At 44.3% G+C, this 16,376-nt stretch carries 14 protein-coding genes and 1 tRNA gene; 3 read left to right on the top strand and 12 right to left on the bottom strand.

The window, feature by feature from the left end; genetic code table 11:
* Nucleotides 1–7: 7 nt before the first annotated feature.
* The 11 genes from BBC0178_RS05855 to BBC0178_RS05805 all read right to left on the bottom strand — a co-directional run bounded on the left by BBC0178_RS05855 (nt 8) and on the right by BBC0178_RS05805 (nt 11,244).
* Entirely contained in the window at nt 8–1,069 is a 1,062-nt protein-coding gene (locus tag BBC0178_RS05855) for a FecCD family ABC transporter permease (protein ID WP_078039515.1), read from the bottom strand.
* On the bottom strand, nt 1,066–2,076 hold the full coding sequence (locus BBC0178_RS05850) for a FecCD family ABC transporter permease (protein WP_078039514.1): 1,011 nt from the start codon (nt 2,074–2,076) through the stop codon (nt 1,066–1,068). Before BBC0178_RS05850 ends, BBC0178_RS05855 begins: the two co-directional genes overlap by 4 nt.
* Before the next feature lies 1 nt (nt 2,077).
* Nucleotides 2,078–2,878, bottom strand: a complete 801-nt coding sequence (locus tag BBC0178_RS05845) for an ABC transporter ATP-binding protein (RefSeq protein WP_078039513.1) — start codon at nt 2,876–2,878, stop codon at nt 2,078–2,080.
* Nucleotides 2,879–3,481: 603 nt separating this feature from the next.
* Nucleotides 3,482–4,294: an MBL fold metallo-hydrolase gene (locus tag BBC0178_RS05840; protein WP_078039512.1), complete on the bottom strand. Its 813-nt coding sequence runs from the start codon at nt 4,292–4,294 to the stop codon at nt 3,482–3,484.
* Nucleotides 4,295–4,304: 10 nt separating this feature from the next.
* Complete coding sequence (locus BBC0178_RS05835) at nt 4,305–5,078, bottom strand: TatD family hydrolase (protein WP_078039511.1); 774 nt, start codon at nt 5,076–5,078, stop codon at nt 4,305–4,307.
* Nucleotides 5,079–5,080: 2 nt separating this feature from the next.
* On the bottom strand, nt 5,081–6,628 hold the full coding sequence (gene metG / locus BBC0178_RS05830) for a methionine--tRNA ligase (protein WP_078039510.1): 1,548 nt from the start codon (nt 6,626–6,628) through the stop codon (nt 5,081–5,083).
* Nucleotides 6,629–6,708: 80 nt separating this feature from the next.
* Nucleotides 6,709–7,752 carry a DNA polymerase III subunit delta' gene (locus tag BBC0178_RS05825; protein ID WP_078039509.1) on the bottom strand — a complete coding sequence of 348 codons (1,044 nt, stop codon included), beginning with the start codon at nt 7,750–7,752 and terminating at the stop codon, nt 6,709–6,711.
* A gap of 114 nt (nt 7,753–7,866) precedes the next feature.
* Nucleotides 7,867–8,391: a dTMP kinase gene (gene tmk, locus BBC0178_RS05820; RefSeq protein ID WP_250638113.1), complete on the bottom strand. Its 525-nt coding sequence runs from the start codon at nt 8,389–8,391 to the stop codon at nt 7,867–7,869.
* A 30-nt stretch (nt 8,392–8,421) separates the two neighbouring features.
* Nucleotides 8,422–9,588, bottom strand: a complete 1,167-nt coding sequence (locus BBC0178_RS05815; protein ID WP_335617872.1) for a D-alanyl-D-alanine carboxypeptidase family protein — start codon at nt 9,586–9,588, stop codon at nt 8,422–8,424.
* Between the two features lie 159 nt (nt 9,589–9,747).
* Nucleotides 9,748–10,773 (bottom strand): septal ring lytic transglycosylase RlpA family protein, encoded by a 1,026-nt coding sequence (locus BBC0178_RS05810; RefSeq protein WP_149867426.1) that lies wholly within the window; start codon nt 10,771–10,773, stop codon nt 9,748–9,750.
* A gap of 395 nt (nt 10,774–11,168) precedes the next feature.
* Nucleotides 11,169–11,244: transfer RNA gene (locus BBC0178_RS05805), tRNA-Lys, on the bottom strand.
* 526 nt (nt 11,245–11,770) lie between these two features.
* On the opposite strand from BBC0178_RS05805, the gene gpt reads away from it, so the two are divergent.
* Nucleotides 11,771–12,268 (top strand): xanthine phosphoribosyltransferase, encoded by a 498-nt coding sequence (gene gpt, locus BBC0178_RS05800; protein WP_078039507.1) that lies wholly within the window; start codon nt 11,771–11,773, stop codon nt 12,266–12,268.
* A 646-nt stretch (nt 12,269–12,914) separates the two neighbouring features.
* On the opposite strand, the gene BBC0178_RS05795 is transcribed toward gpt, so the two are convergent.
* Nucleotides 12,915–13,529, bottom strand: a complete 615-nt coding sequence (locus tag BBC0178_RS05795; protein ID WP_077971483.1) for an invasion associated locus B family protein — start codon at nt 13,527–13,529, stop codon at nt 12,915–12,917.
* 364 nt (nt 13,530–13,893) lie between these two features.
* Here BBC0178_RS05795 and BBC0178_RS05790 point away from each other — a divergent pair, with 364 nt between their 5' ends.
* Together BBC0178_RS05790 and BBC0178_RS05785 are read left to right on the top strand one after the other, a co-directional pair.
* A complete protein-coding gene (locus tag BBC0178_RS05790; protein WP_418214915.1) occupies nt 13,894–15,678 on the top strand; it encodes an extracellular solute-binding protein in 1,785 nt (594 codons plus the stop codon).
* Nucleotides 15,679–15,690: 12 nt separating this feature from the next.
* Nucleotides 15,691–16,365, top strand: coding sequence for a DsbA family oxidoreductase (locus BBC0178_RS05785; RefSeq protein ID WP_188317777.1), 675 nt, complete (start codon nt 15,691–15,693; stop codon nt 16,363–16,365).
* The last annotated feature ends 11 nt before the right edge of the window (nt 16,366–16,376 follow it).

Raw genomic sequence — 16,376 nt, 5'->3', positions numbered from 1 at the left:
TATTTCCTTATTTTTGAAAATACTGACGAAGGGTTTTTAGGCGTAAAACGATAATGAACAACGGAACACCGATAATGGTGGTTGTTAATCCCAAAGGCATAGCAATGGTTGTTGCGTTTTTCGAAATGATGTCGGCCCCGATGACGAGATTTGCCCCCACAAGACCCGAAAGATAAAGTCTGGCACTTCCGTTCGCACCACTCATGAATTGTGCAAGTTGCGGTGCCAGAATGCCTAAAAAAGCAAGCGGCCCCACAATTGTTACAGAAGCGGCACTTAACAATACAGCGAATAATAATAATAGGGGACGGGAAATGATAACCGGTTCACCGAGCGATTGTGCAAGCTCGTTTCCCAAGTCGTACCGGTTGAGAGAATGTCCTGAGAGAAAAATTCCGACGAGGCTGAACACAAAAAGCGGTAGAAATGCCGAAACGCTTAACCAGTTGGCCTGAAAAAGAGAACCGGCCATCCAGCTCGATGCATTGTAGGAGGCTTCGGTTGGCAGATAAAGTATCAGGAAAGAATTGATTGAAGCAAGGACCGTTGCAACGGCAATCCCCATTAAGAGAATGACCAGACCGCCTGAATGCCGGTTACCAACCAGAGCAAGCAACACCAATGCCGTGCCCAAGCCTCCGGCAAGAGAAGCAAATGTAATGAGAACACGGGAGGCTGTAGGAATGAAAGCAAGCAAAACAATTGTCGTTGTCAAGGAACCGTGACTAATACCGAACAAACCCGGATCAGCCAAAGGATTACGGGCAATCGGTTGTAGAATAGCTCCGGAAACTGCCACACTCCAGCCAATCAAAAATGCCAAAGCCAAACGTGGAAGGCGCACATCCCATAAAGCAAAATAGGATTGGTGATTGATCTCTTCGCCCGAGACAAGTTTCAAGAAATCGTAAAGGCCGGTATCGATTGTCCCCAAATTCAAGGAAATGAGAAAAAGAAAAAATGCGGACAATAAAAGCAAAATCCCGACCAGGAAATTGCGGATGACAAGCTCTTTTCCATTTGCAAAGCGGATCGAAAGCCGTTCGTCAAGTGTGCGCGATATCTTCATATGTCGTTCCTGTTCTTTGGAGAAACATAGAATTTTCGGATCAATAAAATGAAAACGATACCGCCGAACAGATCCAGAATAATTCCGCTGTTGACGACATAGGGTTGAAAAGCATTTTGCGAGATAGTACTCGCCAAAAGACAAAGGGTTGCTCCCGTTAATGCGGAAGCCGGTAAAGTTACTTTAAAATCTTGTCCGACAAGCGGTTTTATCATATGTGGAACAATCAGACCTATAAAACTGATTGGTCCGCAGACCGCTACGGCAGAACATGAGGCGACAATTGCACATGCCAGAGCGAAGCGGGAAACAGCGACCGTTCTTACCCCCATTGAAGAAGCTTTCTCGCTGCCAAGGAGAATGAGGGTTAGTGGCTTCGACAACATAAAAATCAATGCGAGCGCCAAGATACCAATCCACCAGAATTGATACAGCCGATCAATATATGCATGGTTGATATTACCGGCAATCCATGACAGGAATTCGCCTCTTCTATCCGCATAAGACAATAAAAGCGCATTACTCAGGCCGATGAGCAGCATGGATACAAGCGAGCCGGATAGAATAAGCATGAGACCGGTGGTCTTTTCATTGCCACCGGCTATACGTGCAATAATTGTACAGAGAAGAAAACCGAACAGGCCACCACATAAAGCGGCCAACCCCTGCTCTGCCAGATTTGCACCGAAAACGAGCGCGCACCCCACGACAAAAAGCGTCGCTCCCGCATTGATTCCGAGTGAAGAAGCCGAAGCGAGCGGATTACGGATAAGCCCTTGAAATACCAATCCCGAGCTTGCCATAATAAGACCTGCATAAACAGCAATAATGGCGCGTGGGAGGCGCTGGTAAAGGATGGATGCCTGACCATAATTGTTCGGCTCTCGCCATATCAGAACTTGAAAAACATCAGACGGCGAAGAAAATGTACCACCCCAAGCTATTCCAAGATAGAAAACAAATAAAAAAAGAACAACACTCCCGGTCCAGAACTTGGAAAAAATCATTTTATTCTTCCATGTACCGAACAGACTGGGCCGCGTCGGGATAAGGCTGACAAATGAGATGCCCGTTATGGACATACAATTCTGCCGGAATTCCGAAGACTTGCTGTAAATTTTCTTCCGTTACAACGTCTTGCGTTCGGCCGTGAGCATGAATTTTGCCCGCTTTCACCATCACAACATAATCGGCAAAATAGGTCGCCAGATTGATATCGTGCAAAACAACGATGACAGTCTTCTTCAGTTCGCAACTCAATTCGCGAACGAGCTTCAAAATAGCGTACTGATATTTGACATCGAGATGATTGACGGGCTCGTCAAGCAATATCACATCGGTTTTTTGCGCCAATACGAGCGCGAGCCAGGCTCTTTGCTTTTGTCCGCCTGAAAGAGAATTAACTGGTAAATGCGCCTTGTCAGCAAGCCCGACAATCTCGAGAACTTGGTGGAAATATTCGCGATCTTTCGCTGAAGGGCCGGAAAATAAAGAATTACGTGCATAAGAGGAGAGCTCGATAAGTTGTCCCAATGTCAGGTAATCGGGACAAAAACTCTCCTGAGGAAGATAAGAAACGAGTTGCGCAAGTTTTTTCCGATGAAAACTTCTGATATCGCGTCCATCCAAAGTGATCTTGCCACCTTGAAGATCCAAAAACCCCATGATCGCCTTGAGAAGCGTTGATTTGCCACAACCATTTTGACCGATAAGAGCTGTAACTTCACCAGGAACAAAATTGACGGAAATATCATGCAAGATTGTCAACTTGCCATATCCGGCTTTTACGTTGTGCAAGTCCAGTTTCATATCGCCCTCAATTTATTTTAGGGCGTAAACTATATAAAATTTCTCAAGTTTGCAATCTCAAAAAATAAGGGAATATTTCCGGATATTACCTGTTTTCTATAAGATCATACGGATATTAAGTCGAGTAGACACCGTCATGATAAAATTGAGCGCTCCACCTGCCCCTGTTGTGGTTGCGGAAATGCTAACAAGTCCGACATTTTGAACTAATAGATTTCCGTATGTGATGAAGCTAACAAATTATTTTGCTATCCACTTTGGTAACCAGATAGCTAATCAATCAATAATACCCATTCGATATGCCGAATAATGAGTTAAAACCCAATATTCCGAATTTGTCCGGCGCACTCTTCAGTTTTTCAAATTCATGATTTCCGCGGACAAAAAACCGACAAGGAGACCAATTTCAAAGCTGTTTGTTAACTGGAGTCATTGATTAGTCGCCAGGATTTCGGGCTCATTCCAAAACTGGGAAGTTTTCACAGTGCCATGTAATCATCACCGTAATATGTGATTATATTACCCGACATCTTGCAGAAAAAATGCCGACATCTGGATGTTTTTTAACCGAGAATATTGTGCCGGCATTTTTATTCAATGGGCCTATTTTGCATCGACCTCGAAAGTTAGTCCTTGATAGGCTGGTTCGACATTGTCGGGTGTATATTTCGCCACCTCGTCATAATCCAGAGCAATATGCATATGTGTCAAAATAACCCGCTTGGCATTGAGTTTTTTACCCCATTCAACCGCTTGGTCGACGGAAAAATGACTTGGATGAGGGCGATATTGCAGAGCACCGATAATCAACACATCAAGGTTTTCGAGATATTGTGGTGTCTCTTCAGGAAAAGCATTCACATCGGTACAATAGGCGACGTTATCCAACCGGAAACCGAGCGAGTGGATATCCCCGTGTATTTGTAAAACAGGCATAAGGGTTATCGGCCCGCCCGCACCCACTATCGTGAATTTGTTGTAAGGGGTGATTTTTATACGATTTAAAATCGGAGGATAATTCGACCCTTCCGGCGTTTTGAAACAATAGCCGAATGCTTCGTCCAGTCTTTGGTATGTCTCGTCATCGGCATAGATATTCATAAGATGATGTTGGCTTATTGCATAAGTCCTCAAATCATCAATTCCGTGAATATGATCTGCATGAGGATGAGTATAGACGACAGACGTTATTTCATGAACATGATGGTCAACCATCTGCGAACGGAAGTCCGGCCCTGTGTCGACAACAACAGTTGTTCGATCTCCATTTTCCTTGATACGTTCAACCAATATCGATGCCCGATAGCGATAATTTTTCGGATTATCGGGGTTGCATGCCCCCCAATCACCATTAGCACGGGGAACGCCCGGCGAGGAGCCGCAACCAAGTATTGTAAACTTGTAGCGATCTTGCATAAATCTTGTCCTATTTCATCTTGGAGAAAATACGGTAAGCATTCTCCGTGGTGTGCTTGGCTATTTCATCAAACGGGACACCAAGAACATCAGCCAATACTAACGCAGTCTGTTTGACAAAGGAAGGTTCATTTGTCTTGCCCCTGAATGGCACCGGCGCGAGATAAGGTGAATCGGTTTCGACCAACACTCGTTCTATTGGCACGGTTTTGGCAATCTGGCGGACATTTTCAGCATTTTTGAACGTCAATATGCCTGAAAACGAGATATATCCGCCAAGTTCCAGTGCCGTTTGTGCAAGCTCATCTCCGGATGAAAAACTATGAAGGATGAAAGGAAATCTTCCCTTTTTTGTTTCTTCAACTAGAATGTCGCGCGTGTCATTGTCGGCATCGCGTGTATGGATAACGAGTGGCAAAAGGCTTTCGCGGGCTGCAACGATATGTTCGTGAAAATTACGTTTTTGCTCCGCGGGTGTAGCATCGTCATAATGGTAATCGAGCCCCACCTCGCCTATCGCCACGACTTTCGGATTTTTTGCAAATTCCAGAAGTTTTTCGGCTGTCGTGTCATTTTCGTCATGAGAAGAACTCGGATGTGTGCCAACCGAGCAATACACATCCTCGAACCGCTCTGTTATATCGAACAGCTTGTCCATATCCCGAACAAGCGTGGAAATAGTGATCATCCGAGCCACGCCGGCCTGATGAGCACGATCGACGACATCATCGAGCTCTTTGCTGAAAGTCTCGAAATCCAGATGGCAATGTGTATCGACAAGCATGGTCAATCTTCGTCTTCTGTGGGAACGTAACGTGGAAATACCGGCTCTGGTGCCGGCAATTTCGTTTCCGGAACAATTTTCCGGCTAACTATATCATCAAGCATACGTTCGTTTTGATCAATTGCCAGCAAATCAAGGAGTTTTGAAGCTGATTGCGGAATGAAAGGACAAAGCAAAATGCCAACTTCTCTCAGTACTTCAACTGTTACATAAAGAACCGTCGAGAAGCGTTTGAAATCCGTCTTTTTTAGTGCCCACGGTTCTTCGCCAGCAAAATAACGATTCGCATCCGAAATAACTGCGAAAATGGCACTTAAAGCCAAATGCGGTGCTTGCTTTGCCATTGTTTCACGAGCTGTTTGAAGCGCGTTTTTGCATTTATCCAAAAGCTCGCTATCCTGCTTAAGAAATTTGTCAGGAACCGGTACAAGGCCATCACAGTTTTTCATAATCATCGAAAGTGATCTCTGCGCGAGATTACCAAGATCATTGGCGAGATCAGCGTTTGTCCGATTGACAATAGCATCGTGACTATAACTTCCATCCTGCCCGAACGGCACTTCCCGCAGAAAGAAATAGCGCACCTGATCAAGGCCGTAATGTTCAACCATCTTGAACGGATCAATAACATTTCCGACTGATTTCGACATTTTTTCCCCACGGTTCAATAAAAATCCGTGTGCAAAAACACGCTTCGGAAGCGCAATCCCCGCCGACATTAAAAATGCCGGCCAATAGATTGCATGAAAGCGAATAATATCTTTACCGATGATATGGGCATTCGCAGGCCAAAAATCCGACCTTGGCGTATTCTTGTTCGGAAAGCCGGTGGCTGTCAGATAGTTTGTCAGCGCATCGACCCACACATACATGACATGTTTGGGGTTACCCGGTACCGGTATTCCCCAATTGAATGTTGTACGGGATATAGAAAGGTCTTTCAGACCGGATTTCACAAAACTGATAATTTCGTTCCGGCGCTCATTCGGACCAATGAAGTCGGGATTTTTTTCGTAAAATTCCAATAAACGATCTTCATATTTAGACAGACGGAAAAAATAGCTTTCCTCTTCATTCCATTCCACCGGTGAACCGACTTCTTTTTCCCGCCGGACTCCATCTTCCCCTACTTCAGTGTCGCTCTCGTCATAGTAAGCTTCCTGACGCACAGAATACCAGCCCGAATAACGATCAAGATAAATGTCGCCGTTTTCTTCCATCAACTTCCAGATGGCCTGACAGGCATCATAATGGCGCTTTTCGGTTGTGCGAATAAAGTCATCATTCGAGACATTCAATGTCTTGAGCATTTTTTGAAATACGGCGCTGTTACGGTCCGCCAGCTCCAGTGGTGTCAATCCCAGTTTTTCGGCAGTCTGCTGCATTTTTAAACCATGCTCGTCGGTGCCGGAAAGAAAAAACACATCCTTGCCATTGGCTCGTTCAAAACGTGCCATAGCATCTGTTGCAATAGCGTTATAGGCATGACCTATATGGGGATTGCCATTCGGATAAAAAATCGGTGTTGTTATATAAAATTTTTCACGCATCGGATATCCAACTATATCAATATCAGCTTTTCATCTGACATAGCGATAGTTGAGGCACTTGTCACGGAAAAACCAAATAGTCAGACATCTTCCGCAATCAATTTATGAAGTTTATAAAGAACATTAATCACAAATTGTTTTTTATCCAGATTAAATGCTTCTGTTTTTGCGATCTCGTCAGCAACATTTTTCCAAGCATCGGCATAGCGGTTACTTAGCAACGAATTCCCGCCAAGCCCTGCTTTCATCGCTTTTGATGAGATAATAGAAAGCAAATTATCGCAAAACTGGTGAAATTGAATGATAGCGTCGCGCCCCGATAAGGCTTGTGCAATTGTCTGAGCTTTAACGACATCAAAGACCGACCCATTCAATATTTCCCGTTGAACACGGATAATTTCCATTCCGCCATAACATATCAATAGAGCTGCTTTTCTGACACTTCCCTCGGATTCTGCTATGATTGCGTCCAATTCAGATGTCTGTGGTAACTGGTTTACCAGAATATGGTGGAGCGCTTTTTCCATATTATCGTAATCAAGTGGACGAAATTTGACGAGATGACAGCGCGAACGGATTGTCGGTAATAAACGTCCCGACGAATTCGATATAAGAATAAAAAGCGTTTTTTCTGGTGGTTCTTCAAGGGTTTTCAAAACGCCGTTTGCGGCAGCCCTATTCATATCGTCAGCGGTATCGATGATCACGACTCGCCAGCCACCATTATAGGAGGTTTGACCTAAAAACCGGTTGATTTCTCTTATATCGTCAATCGTTATACCGGTATTGAAGCGTTCTGTTTTGTTGTCATATCGCCTTGAAATATGGATAACGGAAGGATGACTGCCCTGCGCAATTTGCCGCCAAATCGGCGAGCTCTCCTCGGGTGCTACAAAATCTCCGGAAGCCGAGGAAAGAATGTTCCATGTTAGATGGTAAGCTAATGTTGCCTTTCCGATACCAAGCGGGCCTTCAAACAACAGGGCGTGATGGAGACGCCCCTCTTTGCGCATGCTGCCGAGCGAGCTTATTACGCCATTATGACCAAAGATATGTGTGTTTTGCGAAGGACGGATAACGCCATCAATGTCATCATATTGTCTTGGCGTTTCAAGTGCTGGCATCTTTTTTCCTGTCCAAAAAAAGCAAAGTTATATTTTCTATTTTTTTCGCGATGTCATTAATATCCCGGGTTGCATCGATAACATAACATCTTTGCGGTTCTGCTTCCGCTATCTTCAGGAAAGCTTGCCTGCGAGCTTCTTGAACCGTAAGAGCATCTTTTTCAAAACGGTCTGCATTCGTGCCCTTTCCACGCCGTTTATCAGCTCTTTCCATACCTGCTTTTGCCGGCAAATCCAGTATAAAGTGATATCGGGCATATGTCCATGAATTGCCGATTTCTCGAGTATGTCGAGATATTGGTTAATATTCTCGCCGTTTGCCCCCTGATAAACTCTCGTCGAATCAATGAACCGGTCACACAAAACAATTTTTCCTTCTTTTAATGCCGGTTCGATGACTTCGTTTACGTGATCAATGCGTGCGGCGGCAAAAAGTGTAGCTTCGAAAAGTTTACCGGCTTTCAAAGCACTTCCCGAAAGAAGGACATGCCTTATCGCCTCACCACCTTCAGTTCCACCGGGTTCACGGGTAACAACCACGTCATAACCCTTTTGTTTAAGGAAATGTCCTAATAGACTGATTTGAGTAGACTTTCCTGCACCCTCTCCACCCTCGAATGTAAAAAAATAGCCACTCACTTTGAAATCCTGAATATTATTTATGACAGATCAAATATATTTTCTTAGCCAACCGATTGTCAGTTCATATAAGGCATCTTTGGCTTTTCCGACAAGTCCTGTCTCATGAACTTCATCAGCAGTAAAAACCGGCTTTTCCAGAAGGACGGTTTTATTCGCCAATATTTGTAATTTACCGACTTCAACATTAGGCGATATAGGCGCGTCCAGTGGTCCATGATAAACAATCCTGGCCGATATGACCGGTTTTTTTTCGACATTCATCAAAATGTCGACAGGTTCCTTGACTGAAAGCGGGACAACCGGCTTCACGCCGCCAAAAACACGTGCGTAACCAACAATCACATCTTTCGGAAAAACCTGTTTGAATTCGAACGCATTCATTCCCCAGTTCAATAATTTCGCGGCTTCGGTTGGCCTATCTTTTTCTTTTTTAATACCGTTTAAAACCAGAAAAAGTTGTCTGTTATTATTCTCGATAACTGAAGATATAGAAAATCCTGAATTGTCGCTATAGGCATTTGCAAAGCCTTGAGCACCAATATCCAAAGCAAAAAGGGGATTTTTATTACGTTGGGTAATTCTGCTCCAGGTTATTTCCGGCTCGGAATAAATTTTGAAATATTTCGGATAATGCGTCGCTATATATCGTGATAATCTTACAATATCGCTGGCGGTGGTATATTGGCCATTTTGCGGTAATCCGGTTGCATTTACAAAATGGCTTGAATTCAGCCCCAATTCTTTGGCTCGTTCATTCATAAGATCAGCAAATTTTTCTTCACTGCCGGAAATACCTTCCGCCAAAGCAATTGCCGCATCATTGCCGTTTACGATGATCATGCCGCGCAGCAAATCAAGAACGCTTATATCACTATTAACCGGAGCAAACATTGTATTTGTCCGCGATGGTGCACCTCCGGTCCTCCACGCGTTAATGCTGATGTGAAAAAGCTGGTCTTCACATAATGCGCCACTATCGAGCAGATGAAAAACCACTTCCGCAGTCATCAGTTTGGCAAGAGATGCAGGTTCAAATTTCGTGTGAGGGCTTTTCTGATAAAGTATCGACCCTGTCTCACCGTCAATCATGATCGCTTGAGTGGCTGAAACTTCAAAATTTTGACCGAAAGATTTCGACGTTACAAAAGCGAAAAGAATGGACAATAACAGTTTGATAAGGGTTGAGCGCATCATTGATCTCCGTGATTTGTTTTCAGCACAAACCAGCGGTTCACTCAAGTGCTTAACGGACACTAGCAAAACTGAAAGCTTCACTCACACCTGTTGCCCAAGCCAGTTCAAGACCATGATCCGGTGTTCCAACGGCTGCTTTTCCACGTCTTGCCGTCGACTTTACCTCGGCTTTCGCAAATCTTTTCCAACAGTTGTTTTTGTGCTCTCTTTCATGTCGTTTTTGTCGGCCGGTTTTCCAGCTTTATTTGCAGAAGAGTCCTTCGAAACAGGAACAGAGTTTAAATTGTCATTGTGATTGAGAACGGTATTGAAAACGTCATCTTTAGAGTTCTTGATCGCCTGATCAGCAAAGGCCACCAATTGGGAGTTTTCCGGCTTGAAAGCAGGAAGAGGTCCAACGTCCGGTAAATTCGGGTAAGTCGTTCCAATTGTCGTCTGCTCATTAAATTGTGGAGCAGCTTCTATGTTGGAATTTTCCGATGCATTCTGTGTCGTCGGCAAATTAAGGTTTACCCCGGCCATAGCGAGCAATGTCTCGGGAGTGATATTGCCTGGCTTGTAAGACGCCATAAGAAACTCGTTATCATTCCCTTCAATGGGAGCCCGCCCGACATATTCCACTTTTACGTCAGCCAAACCGTCATCTTTATAATCGAGCATTGTTGCTGCTTGTTTAGAGAGGTCAATAACCCGATCAGCTGCAAAAGGCCCCCTGTCATTGACGCGAACAATTATAGAAGCGCCATTTTCCAGATTTGTTACGCGTGCGTAACTCGGAAGAGGCATTGTCGGGTGGGCGGCCGTCAAATTATGCATATCATAAATCTCGCCATTCGCCGTCAAACGGCCGTTGAAAGCTGCCCCATACCATGAGGCACGACCGACTTTTTTATATGCCCGTTCGGCTGGTGAAAGATAGGCTACAGGCTTTGCAGTCTTGCCTTCTTTATAGAAGCTATTTTCGGCCTGTACTGCTTTTCTCAAATGCGGTGTTGCCGGTTTTGCAGCAGGTATTACTGTATAAGCTTTGACTTGGCTGCTTTCCGGTTTGACAGGCGTTGTGTCTGCTACTTCTTTTGCGTGATTGGCACACGCTGAAAGCATTATTGCGACGATTGAAACAAAAAAACCATGAGCAAAAACCTTGCTTTTGTTCTTTGTATTCTTTTCAACTTCTAACAGCATCAACTAACCCGTCTGATTTAACCATCAATAAGAGAAGGTGACGTGAGGCGGTCATTAACCTTGACATATTTACCCACGTTCCCGAGCCTTATCGTGTTGGATAAGATTTCATGCCGTTTCGATTAACACATCTTTAATAATTCTTTAAGAAGTGTATACGCGCGTGAGCCGACTTTCTTAAAATATCGTTAACAAACGCGCTTTTCCAATCCGGTCGCCCTTCTTAATTTTGCAATACCGACCAATGTGAAAACGAGGCTGACGGACAAGCGGATAGCGCGTAAAAACAAGAATTTGGAAACCTATCCAGACCGGGTGGATTTAAAGAACTAATTTTGTTAACCGGAAAAGAATGTAAATCAGGCCAGCCATATAAAACAAACTTCATGATGAACTGGTGAGCGCGCAGGGATTCGAACCCTGGACCTACTGATTAAAAGTCAGTTGCTCTACCGGCTGAGCTACGCGCTCTTTCACTAAGGTGATTACCTGATGAAAGTGGGCGGAACATACGGGCGAGATCGCGTCAGGTCAACACCTTTTAGCAAAAAATTTTCAACTCGTTTAAAAATTCTTGCTTTTCCCGACATAAGTACACCAGCTAACTACATATTTTTGCTGATCCCTCAAACGCCAAAAAGCGCGATCTTGTTTGACTTTTTACGGTACTGCCGAACGTTGATTGCCAATAATTGTCTATTGTAACGGAACAAAAAGCCGGTTTAACCGGTTTCCGGTTTATCGTTTCGGTGAATTAAAACCCATATCGTAAATTCGCTGTCGCGATGCAGATTCTAACCATCAATCGTTCATCGCTTTGTTCAATGTCTATTCTTGCGAATCGCAAACATCTGATTGCGGTGACTTTATGGTTGCGAGCCGATCTGACACAGATTCTAATCGGCAAATGATATAACTGATGGCTAACTGCTTGATATGGAGGGTAAAAAAGGATTACAAGGCACAATCAAAATTTTTGGAAATTTAGGAGCTTGGTATGTCGCTTCCGGATAAAGCTTTTCCCGTAAGCTGGGATCAATTTCATCGTGATGCACGCGCCTTGGCGTGGCGTATTGCTGACCAGAAAAAGGAATGGCGTTCTATGGTTGCCATCACCCGCGGCGGTTTGGTTCCCGCTGCTATTATCTGTCGTGAACTTGGGATTCGCCTTATAGAAACTGTATGTATTGCATCTTATCACGATTACCGACACCAATCGGAAATGGAGATACTTAAGGGAATTAGCGACAACGTCAAAGTCGATGATGGAGAAGGAGTTCTCGTTGTCGACGATTTGACTGACACGGGTAAAACAGCAAAAATCGTCCGTGACATGATTCCGAAGGCCCATTTCGCAACAGTTTATGCAAAACCGAAAGGCCGCGCACTCGTTGACACTTTTGTGACCGAAGTCAGTCAGGATACATGGATCTATTTCCCGTGGGACATGGGATACGCGTTCCAAAAACCGATAGCCGATTCACATGCAGGTTAATGGCAATCTAAAAAAAGATTCATCCTATCTCTTTCTAATCCGATTTGTATTACAAATCACCTTGATGGATTGACCCGACATAGGCTCCAGAAAAAACAAATTCTGGAGCTTAATTTATTTGTGCCTTACGACAACTGTCCTGACAGAGAAGAATAGACATGCAGATCGATTTTAAAACCTGTTTTCTTAACGGGATGGGCTTTTTAGAAAACCGTTAGCGTGTCTTCAATTGGAAGCAAAATCGGCTCAACAAAATCGAGCACATGCCCGCCCCCAAATACTTTTTCACTTTTCGTTGCCACTCCACATTTCCTTGCCAATTGAGCTTTTATTTAATTCAACAATTAGTCGGCGGAGCTTTATACCCGAACCTTCAAGCCGAAAACACTCGATCATTCGACAGCATTTGAGGCTTTGAGGCTTTGAGGCTTTGAGGCTTTGAGGCTTTGAGGCTTTGAGGCTTTGAGGCTTTGAGGCTTTGAGGCTTTGAGGCTTTGAGGCTTTGAGGCTTTGAGGCTTTGAGGCTTTGAGGCTTTGAGGCTTTGAGGCAAACTCGAATTGGTTATCTATTAGTTAAATAATCTATTTTTCAGGCAAAATAAAAGGCCGCAAGCGGCCTTCTATTATTTGAATGAAGAGTGAAGCATCAATTGCCGGACTTGGCTTTTTCCTGTTCGGCGCGCATTTTGTCTTCAAACTGTTTTTCCTTGGCTTGAACGGCTTTCTGGAGCTTCATCTGTTCAGCTTCAAAATCTTTTTCCTGCATACCGGGACCAGTATAGGCAGCGCTGAAACCGTCTAGCGAAATTTCAATCGGGTTAGGAGTGCCGCGGAAGTTGATGGTTGTTACCACCAATTTCTGGCCGGTCTTCATAGCATTGATGAGTTTGTCATCAAATGTATCATTAGCAATACAGCTCGGGCCGTTGCAGATAACATAAGGTATCTTCTTCACAGGGCCATCACCGACCTGAATGTGAACGCCTTCAGGAATAAAACGGCCTGTCGGTACCTGAATACCGATACGCTTTTCGTTCTGCTTTCCTTTGACCTCAACCAAATTTACAGCCGTCAGCGGTTGTCCGGTGTTAGAAACAACGGTATTCATTGTGTTACAAACATCAACATCCTGTTGCTTGCTGCAAACCTTATACCACCCCTGAGGCATGCCCTGAGCATTGGCGATGCTATGTGACGCAACGAGTAGAGCAGCAGCGCCAGCCAATGCGGAAATAGCAGCGTAGGTTCTTTTATGGGACATGATCAGGCAAATCCTTTCAATGCGCAAATAAATAATCCCGAAAGGTAAATATCAACCTCTTTAATAACAGCTCTACGCAGAATTAGGGCAACAGGATGACGTTTCCTTCCTTTACAGCCGCATTTACACAAGATTAATCAAAAAATCCAGCGTTAGAAGCGAACAAATTATAAATTGCACCGATCTTTGTGTTTTTCCAATCACACTCCATTTAATGAACCACGGTTAAAAATGGTATTTTTTATTCTAATTGATTATAAATCACACCCAAATAGTCGCTGACAGGTTAAAACTGGGCGAATCGGAATTATTCGGCTCCCAAGGGTTTCACATGAACATTGTCTATAAACTCGGTCTGTTCTTTATGATTCTCTGTTTGAGTTTCGGGCAAAATTGTCAGGCAAACGAAAACGGAATAGCAATGCACGGAACGCCCGCTTTACGTGCCGGTTTCGATCACTTTCCCTATGCCAATCCCGATGCTCCCAAAGGTGGCAAGATCACATACGGAGTGGTCGGTACATTTGACGGACTCAATCCTTTTGTTATTCGCAGTTTCCGGACAACTGCACGCGGTTTATTTGCCGACGAGCAATTTGGCGGTCTCGTTTACGAAAGTTTGATGGTTCGTACGCGTGATGAACCATTTACGCTTTACGGTTTAATTGCTGATAACGTTATATTGAATGACGATCGTACCGAAATAACATTCCATCTCAATCCCAAGGCCAGATTTTCAGACGGTACTGCAATTACGGCAGACGATGTCTTATTTACAGTCGATCTCTTAAAAAATAAGGGACGACCACCTTTCGACCGCTATATGAAGCGCATCGAACATATTGAAAAGCTCGACGAGCAGACAGTAAAAATGGAATTTCCACATTCGAAAGATCGTGAATTTCCTTTTATTTTGGCAAGCAGCATGCCTGTTCTTCCAAAACATGCAATCGACGTAGAAAATTTCGAAAAAAATGGTCTTACCCCTATTCCGGGAAGCGGCCCCTATATCATCTCCCATATTGATGCAGGCGAGCGCATAATTTACGAACGTGACCCCAATTATTGGGGAAAAGATTTGCCAGTAAACCGCGGTTTGAACAACTTTGATACGGTTCAGATCGAATATTTCCGTAATGACAATACCCGTTTCGAGGCTTTCAAAAAGGGGATTTTGGACGTTTTTCTTGAAGAACCGGCCAATCCGAACCGCTGGCGGTTGTCCTACAATTTTCCGGCTGTGCGTCATGGCGACGTTATCAAAGAAAGTTTTAAAAAAGGAACACCGGCCGATATGATTGGCTTCGTGTTCAATACCAGAAAGCCTATTTTTAAAGATCGTAAAGTAAGGCAGGCACTTTCGCTTGTGTTTGACTTTGAATGGGTCAACCATAATCTCTTTAACGATGTCTATAGCCGCACGGAAGGTTTCTGGTGTGGGTCGACACTTTCTGCCGTTGGACGGCCGGCGTCAGACAAGGAAAAACAACTTTTAAGCCCCTACCCTGACGCCGTTTTACCCGAGGTCATGGACGGAACATGGCATAATATGAAAACCGACGGTTCCGGCATTGATCGTGCCTCTGCCGAAAAAGCCTGGCAGTTATTGCGGGAAGCAGGTTATAAACTGCAAAATCGGCAAGCAATCGGCCCGGACGGTCAACCGCTTCACTTTGAAATTATGACCCAGTCATTGGAAGAAGAAAAAATCGCACTCGCCTATCAGCGTTCACTGGTGAGAATTGGTGTCGGGGTGGACGTGCGAACGGTTGATGATACGCAATATCAAAACCGGTTAACCTCTTTTGACTACGACATGATTGTCGGAAAATTAAAAGCATCACTCTCGCCCGGTAATGAGCAGCTCAATCGTTGGGGCTCTTCTTCCCGCGACCTTGAAGGTAGTTTCAATTTTTCCGGAACATCCGATCCGGCAATTGATGCTATGATTTCAGCTTTGCTCGATGCCCGCTCGAATGAAGATTTTACGGCAGCCGTCAGAGCTCTTGATCGTGTACTCATCTCGGGGAGTTACTATCTTCCGCTTTATCATTTGCCCGACCAATGGGTTGCACATTGGTCGCGTATAGAATATCCGGCCTATACCCCGCTTTATGGATATCGCTTACCGGCCTGGTGGCATCGCTAGAGGAAAAATACAGTGAGTTCTCCAACAATTTATATCAATATGATCTCGGATCTCGTTTGCCCTTGGTGTTTCATTGGACGCAAGAGACTTTTCAAAGCAATAGCAGCACTACCGGAAATCACGATAAAACTATCATGGACGCCATTCCAACTTTATCCGAATATGAAGCCGGAAGGCATTCCCTATCCAATTCATATGAAGAAAGTCCTGGGCAACCAGAATGCAATTGACGAGACCGAGAGGACGTTAATTGAGCTTGGTAAACAGGAAGGTATCGAATTCGATTTTGCTGCTATCAAAACAGAGCCTAATTCTCTTGATGCCCACCGCGTGGTTTATTGGGCTTCTCAGGATAAAAAAGGTATACAGGAGAAGCTCATTGCCGAACTTTTTTCCCGCTTTTTTGAACAAGGGCAGAATATTGGTGATCACGCTATATTGGTTGACGCAGCAAAAAGCGTGGGAATGCGTTCCGACGTTGTAGAAAAATTGCTTGAGACGGATATTGATAAAGATACCATCAAACAGGACAGCGCCCATTCCTATTATATCGGTGTACGTGGTGTGCCATCATTTATTATCGACAAAAAATATGTGGTTATGGGCGCGCAACCAACCGAGGTATTAATCGACACTATTGAACAAATTGCCGACGGCTATGAACCGGGAGCAAGTGAAGATCGCTAACATAGGGTTCA

It is taken from the genome of Ditibartonella apihabitans (genome assembly GCF_002007485.1).
Classification (GTDB): Bacteria; Pseudomonadota; Alphaproteobacteria; order Rhizobiales; family Rhizobiaceae; genus Bartonella; species Bartonella apihabitans.
This window is presented reverse-complemented; position numbering and strand designations above follow the sequence as displayed.

Bases quoted from the DNA above. Each gene is read 5' to 3' on its own strand.
- BBC0178_RS05855 (WP_078039515.1), bottom strand. From the start codon at position 1,069: ATGAAGATATCGCGCACACTTGACGAACGGCTTTCGATCCGCTTTGCA.
- BBC0178_RS05850 (WP_078039514.1), bottom strand. From the start codon at position 2,076: ATGATTTTTTCCAAGTTCTGGACCGGGAGTGTTGTTCTTTTTTTATTT.
- BBC0178_RS05845 (WP_078039513.1), bottom strand. From the start codon at position 2,878: ATGAAACTGGACTTGCACAACGTAAAAGCCGGATATGGCAAGTTGACA.
- BBC0178_RS05840 (WP_078039512.1), bottom strand. From the start codon at position 4,294: ATGCAAGATCGCTACAAGTTTACAATACTTGGTTGCGGCTCCTCGCCG.
- BBC0178_RS05835 (WP_078039511.1), bottom strand. From the start codon at position 5,078: ATGCTTGTCGATACACATTGCCATCTGGATTTCGAGACTTTCAGCAAA.
- metG (WP_078039510.1), bottom strand. From the start codon at position 6,628: ATGCGTGAAAAATTTTATATAACAACACCGATTTTTTATCCGAATGGC.
- BBC0178_RS05825 (WP_078039509.1), bottom strand. From the start codon at position 7,752: ATGCCAGCACTTGAAACGCCAAGACAATATGATGACATTGATGGCGTT.
- BBC0178_RS05815 (WP_335617872.1), bottom strand. From the start codon at position 9,588: ATGATGCGCTCAACCCTTATCAAACTGTTATTGTCCATTCTTTTCGCT.
- BBC0178_RS05810 (WP_149867426.1), bottom strand. From the start codon at position 10,773: ATGCTGTTAGAAGTTGAAAAGAATACAAAGAACAAAAGCAAGGTTTTT.
- gpt (WP_078039507.1), top strand. From the start codon at position 11,771: ATGTCGCTTCCGGATAAAGCTTTTCCCGTAAGCTGGGATCAATTTCAT.
- BBC0178_RS05795 (WP_077971483.1), bottom strand. From the start codon at position 13,529: ATGTCCCATAAAAGAACCTACGCTGCTATTTCCGCATTGGCTGGCGCT.
- BBC0178_RS05790 (WP_418214915.1), top strand. From the start codon at position 13,894: ATGATTCTCTGTTTGAGTTTCGGGCAAAATTGTCAGGCAAACGAAAAC.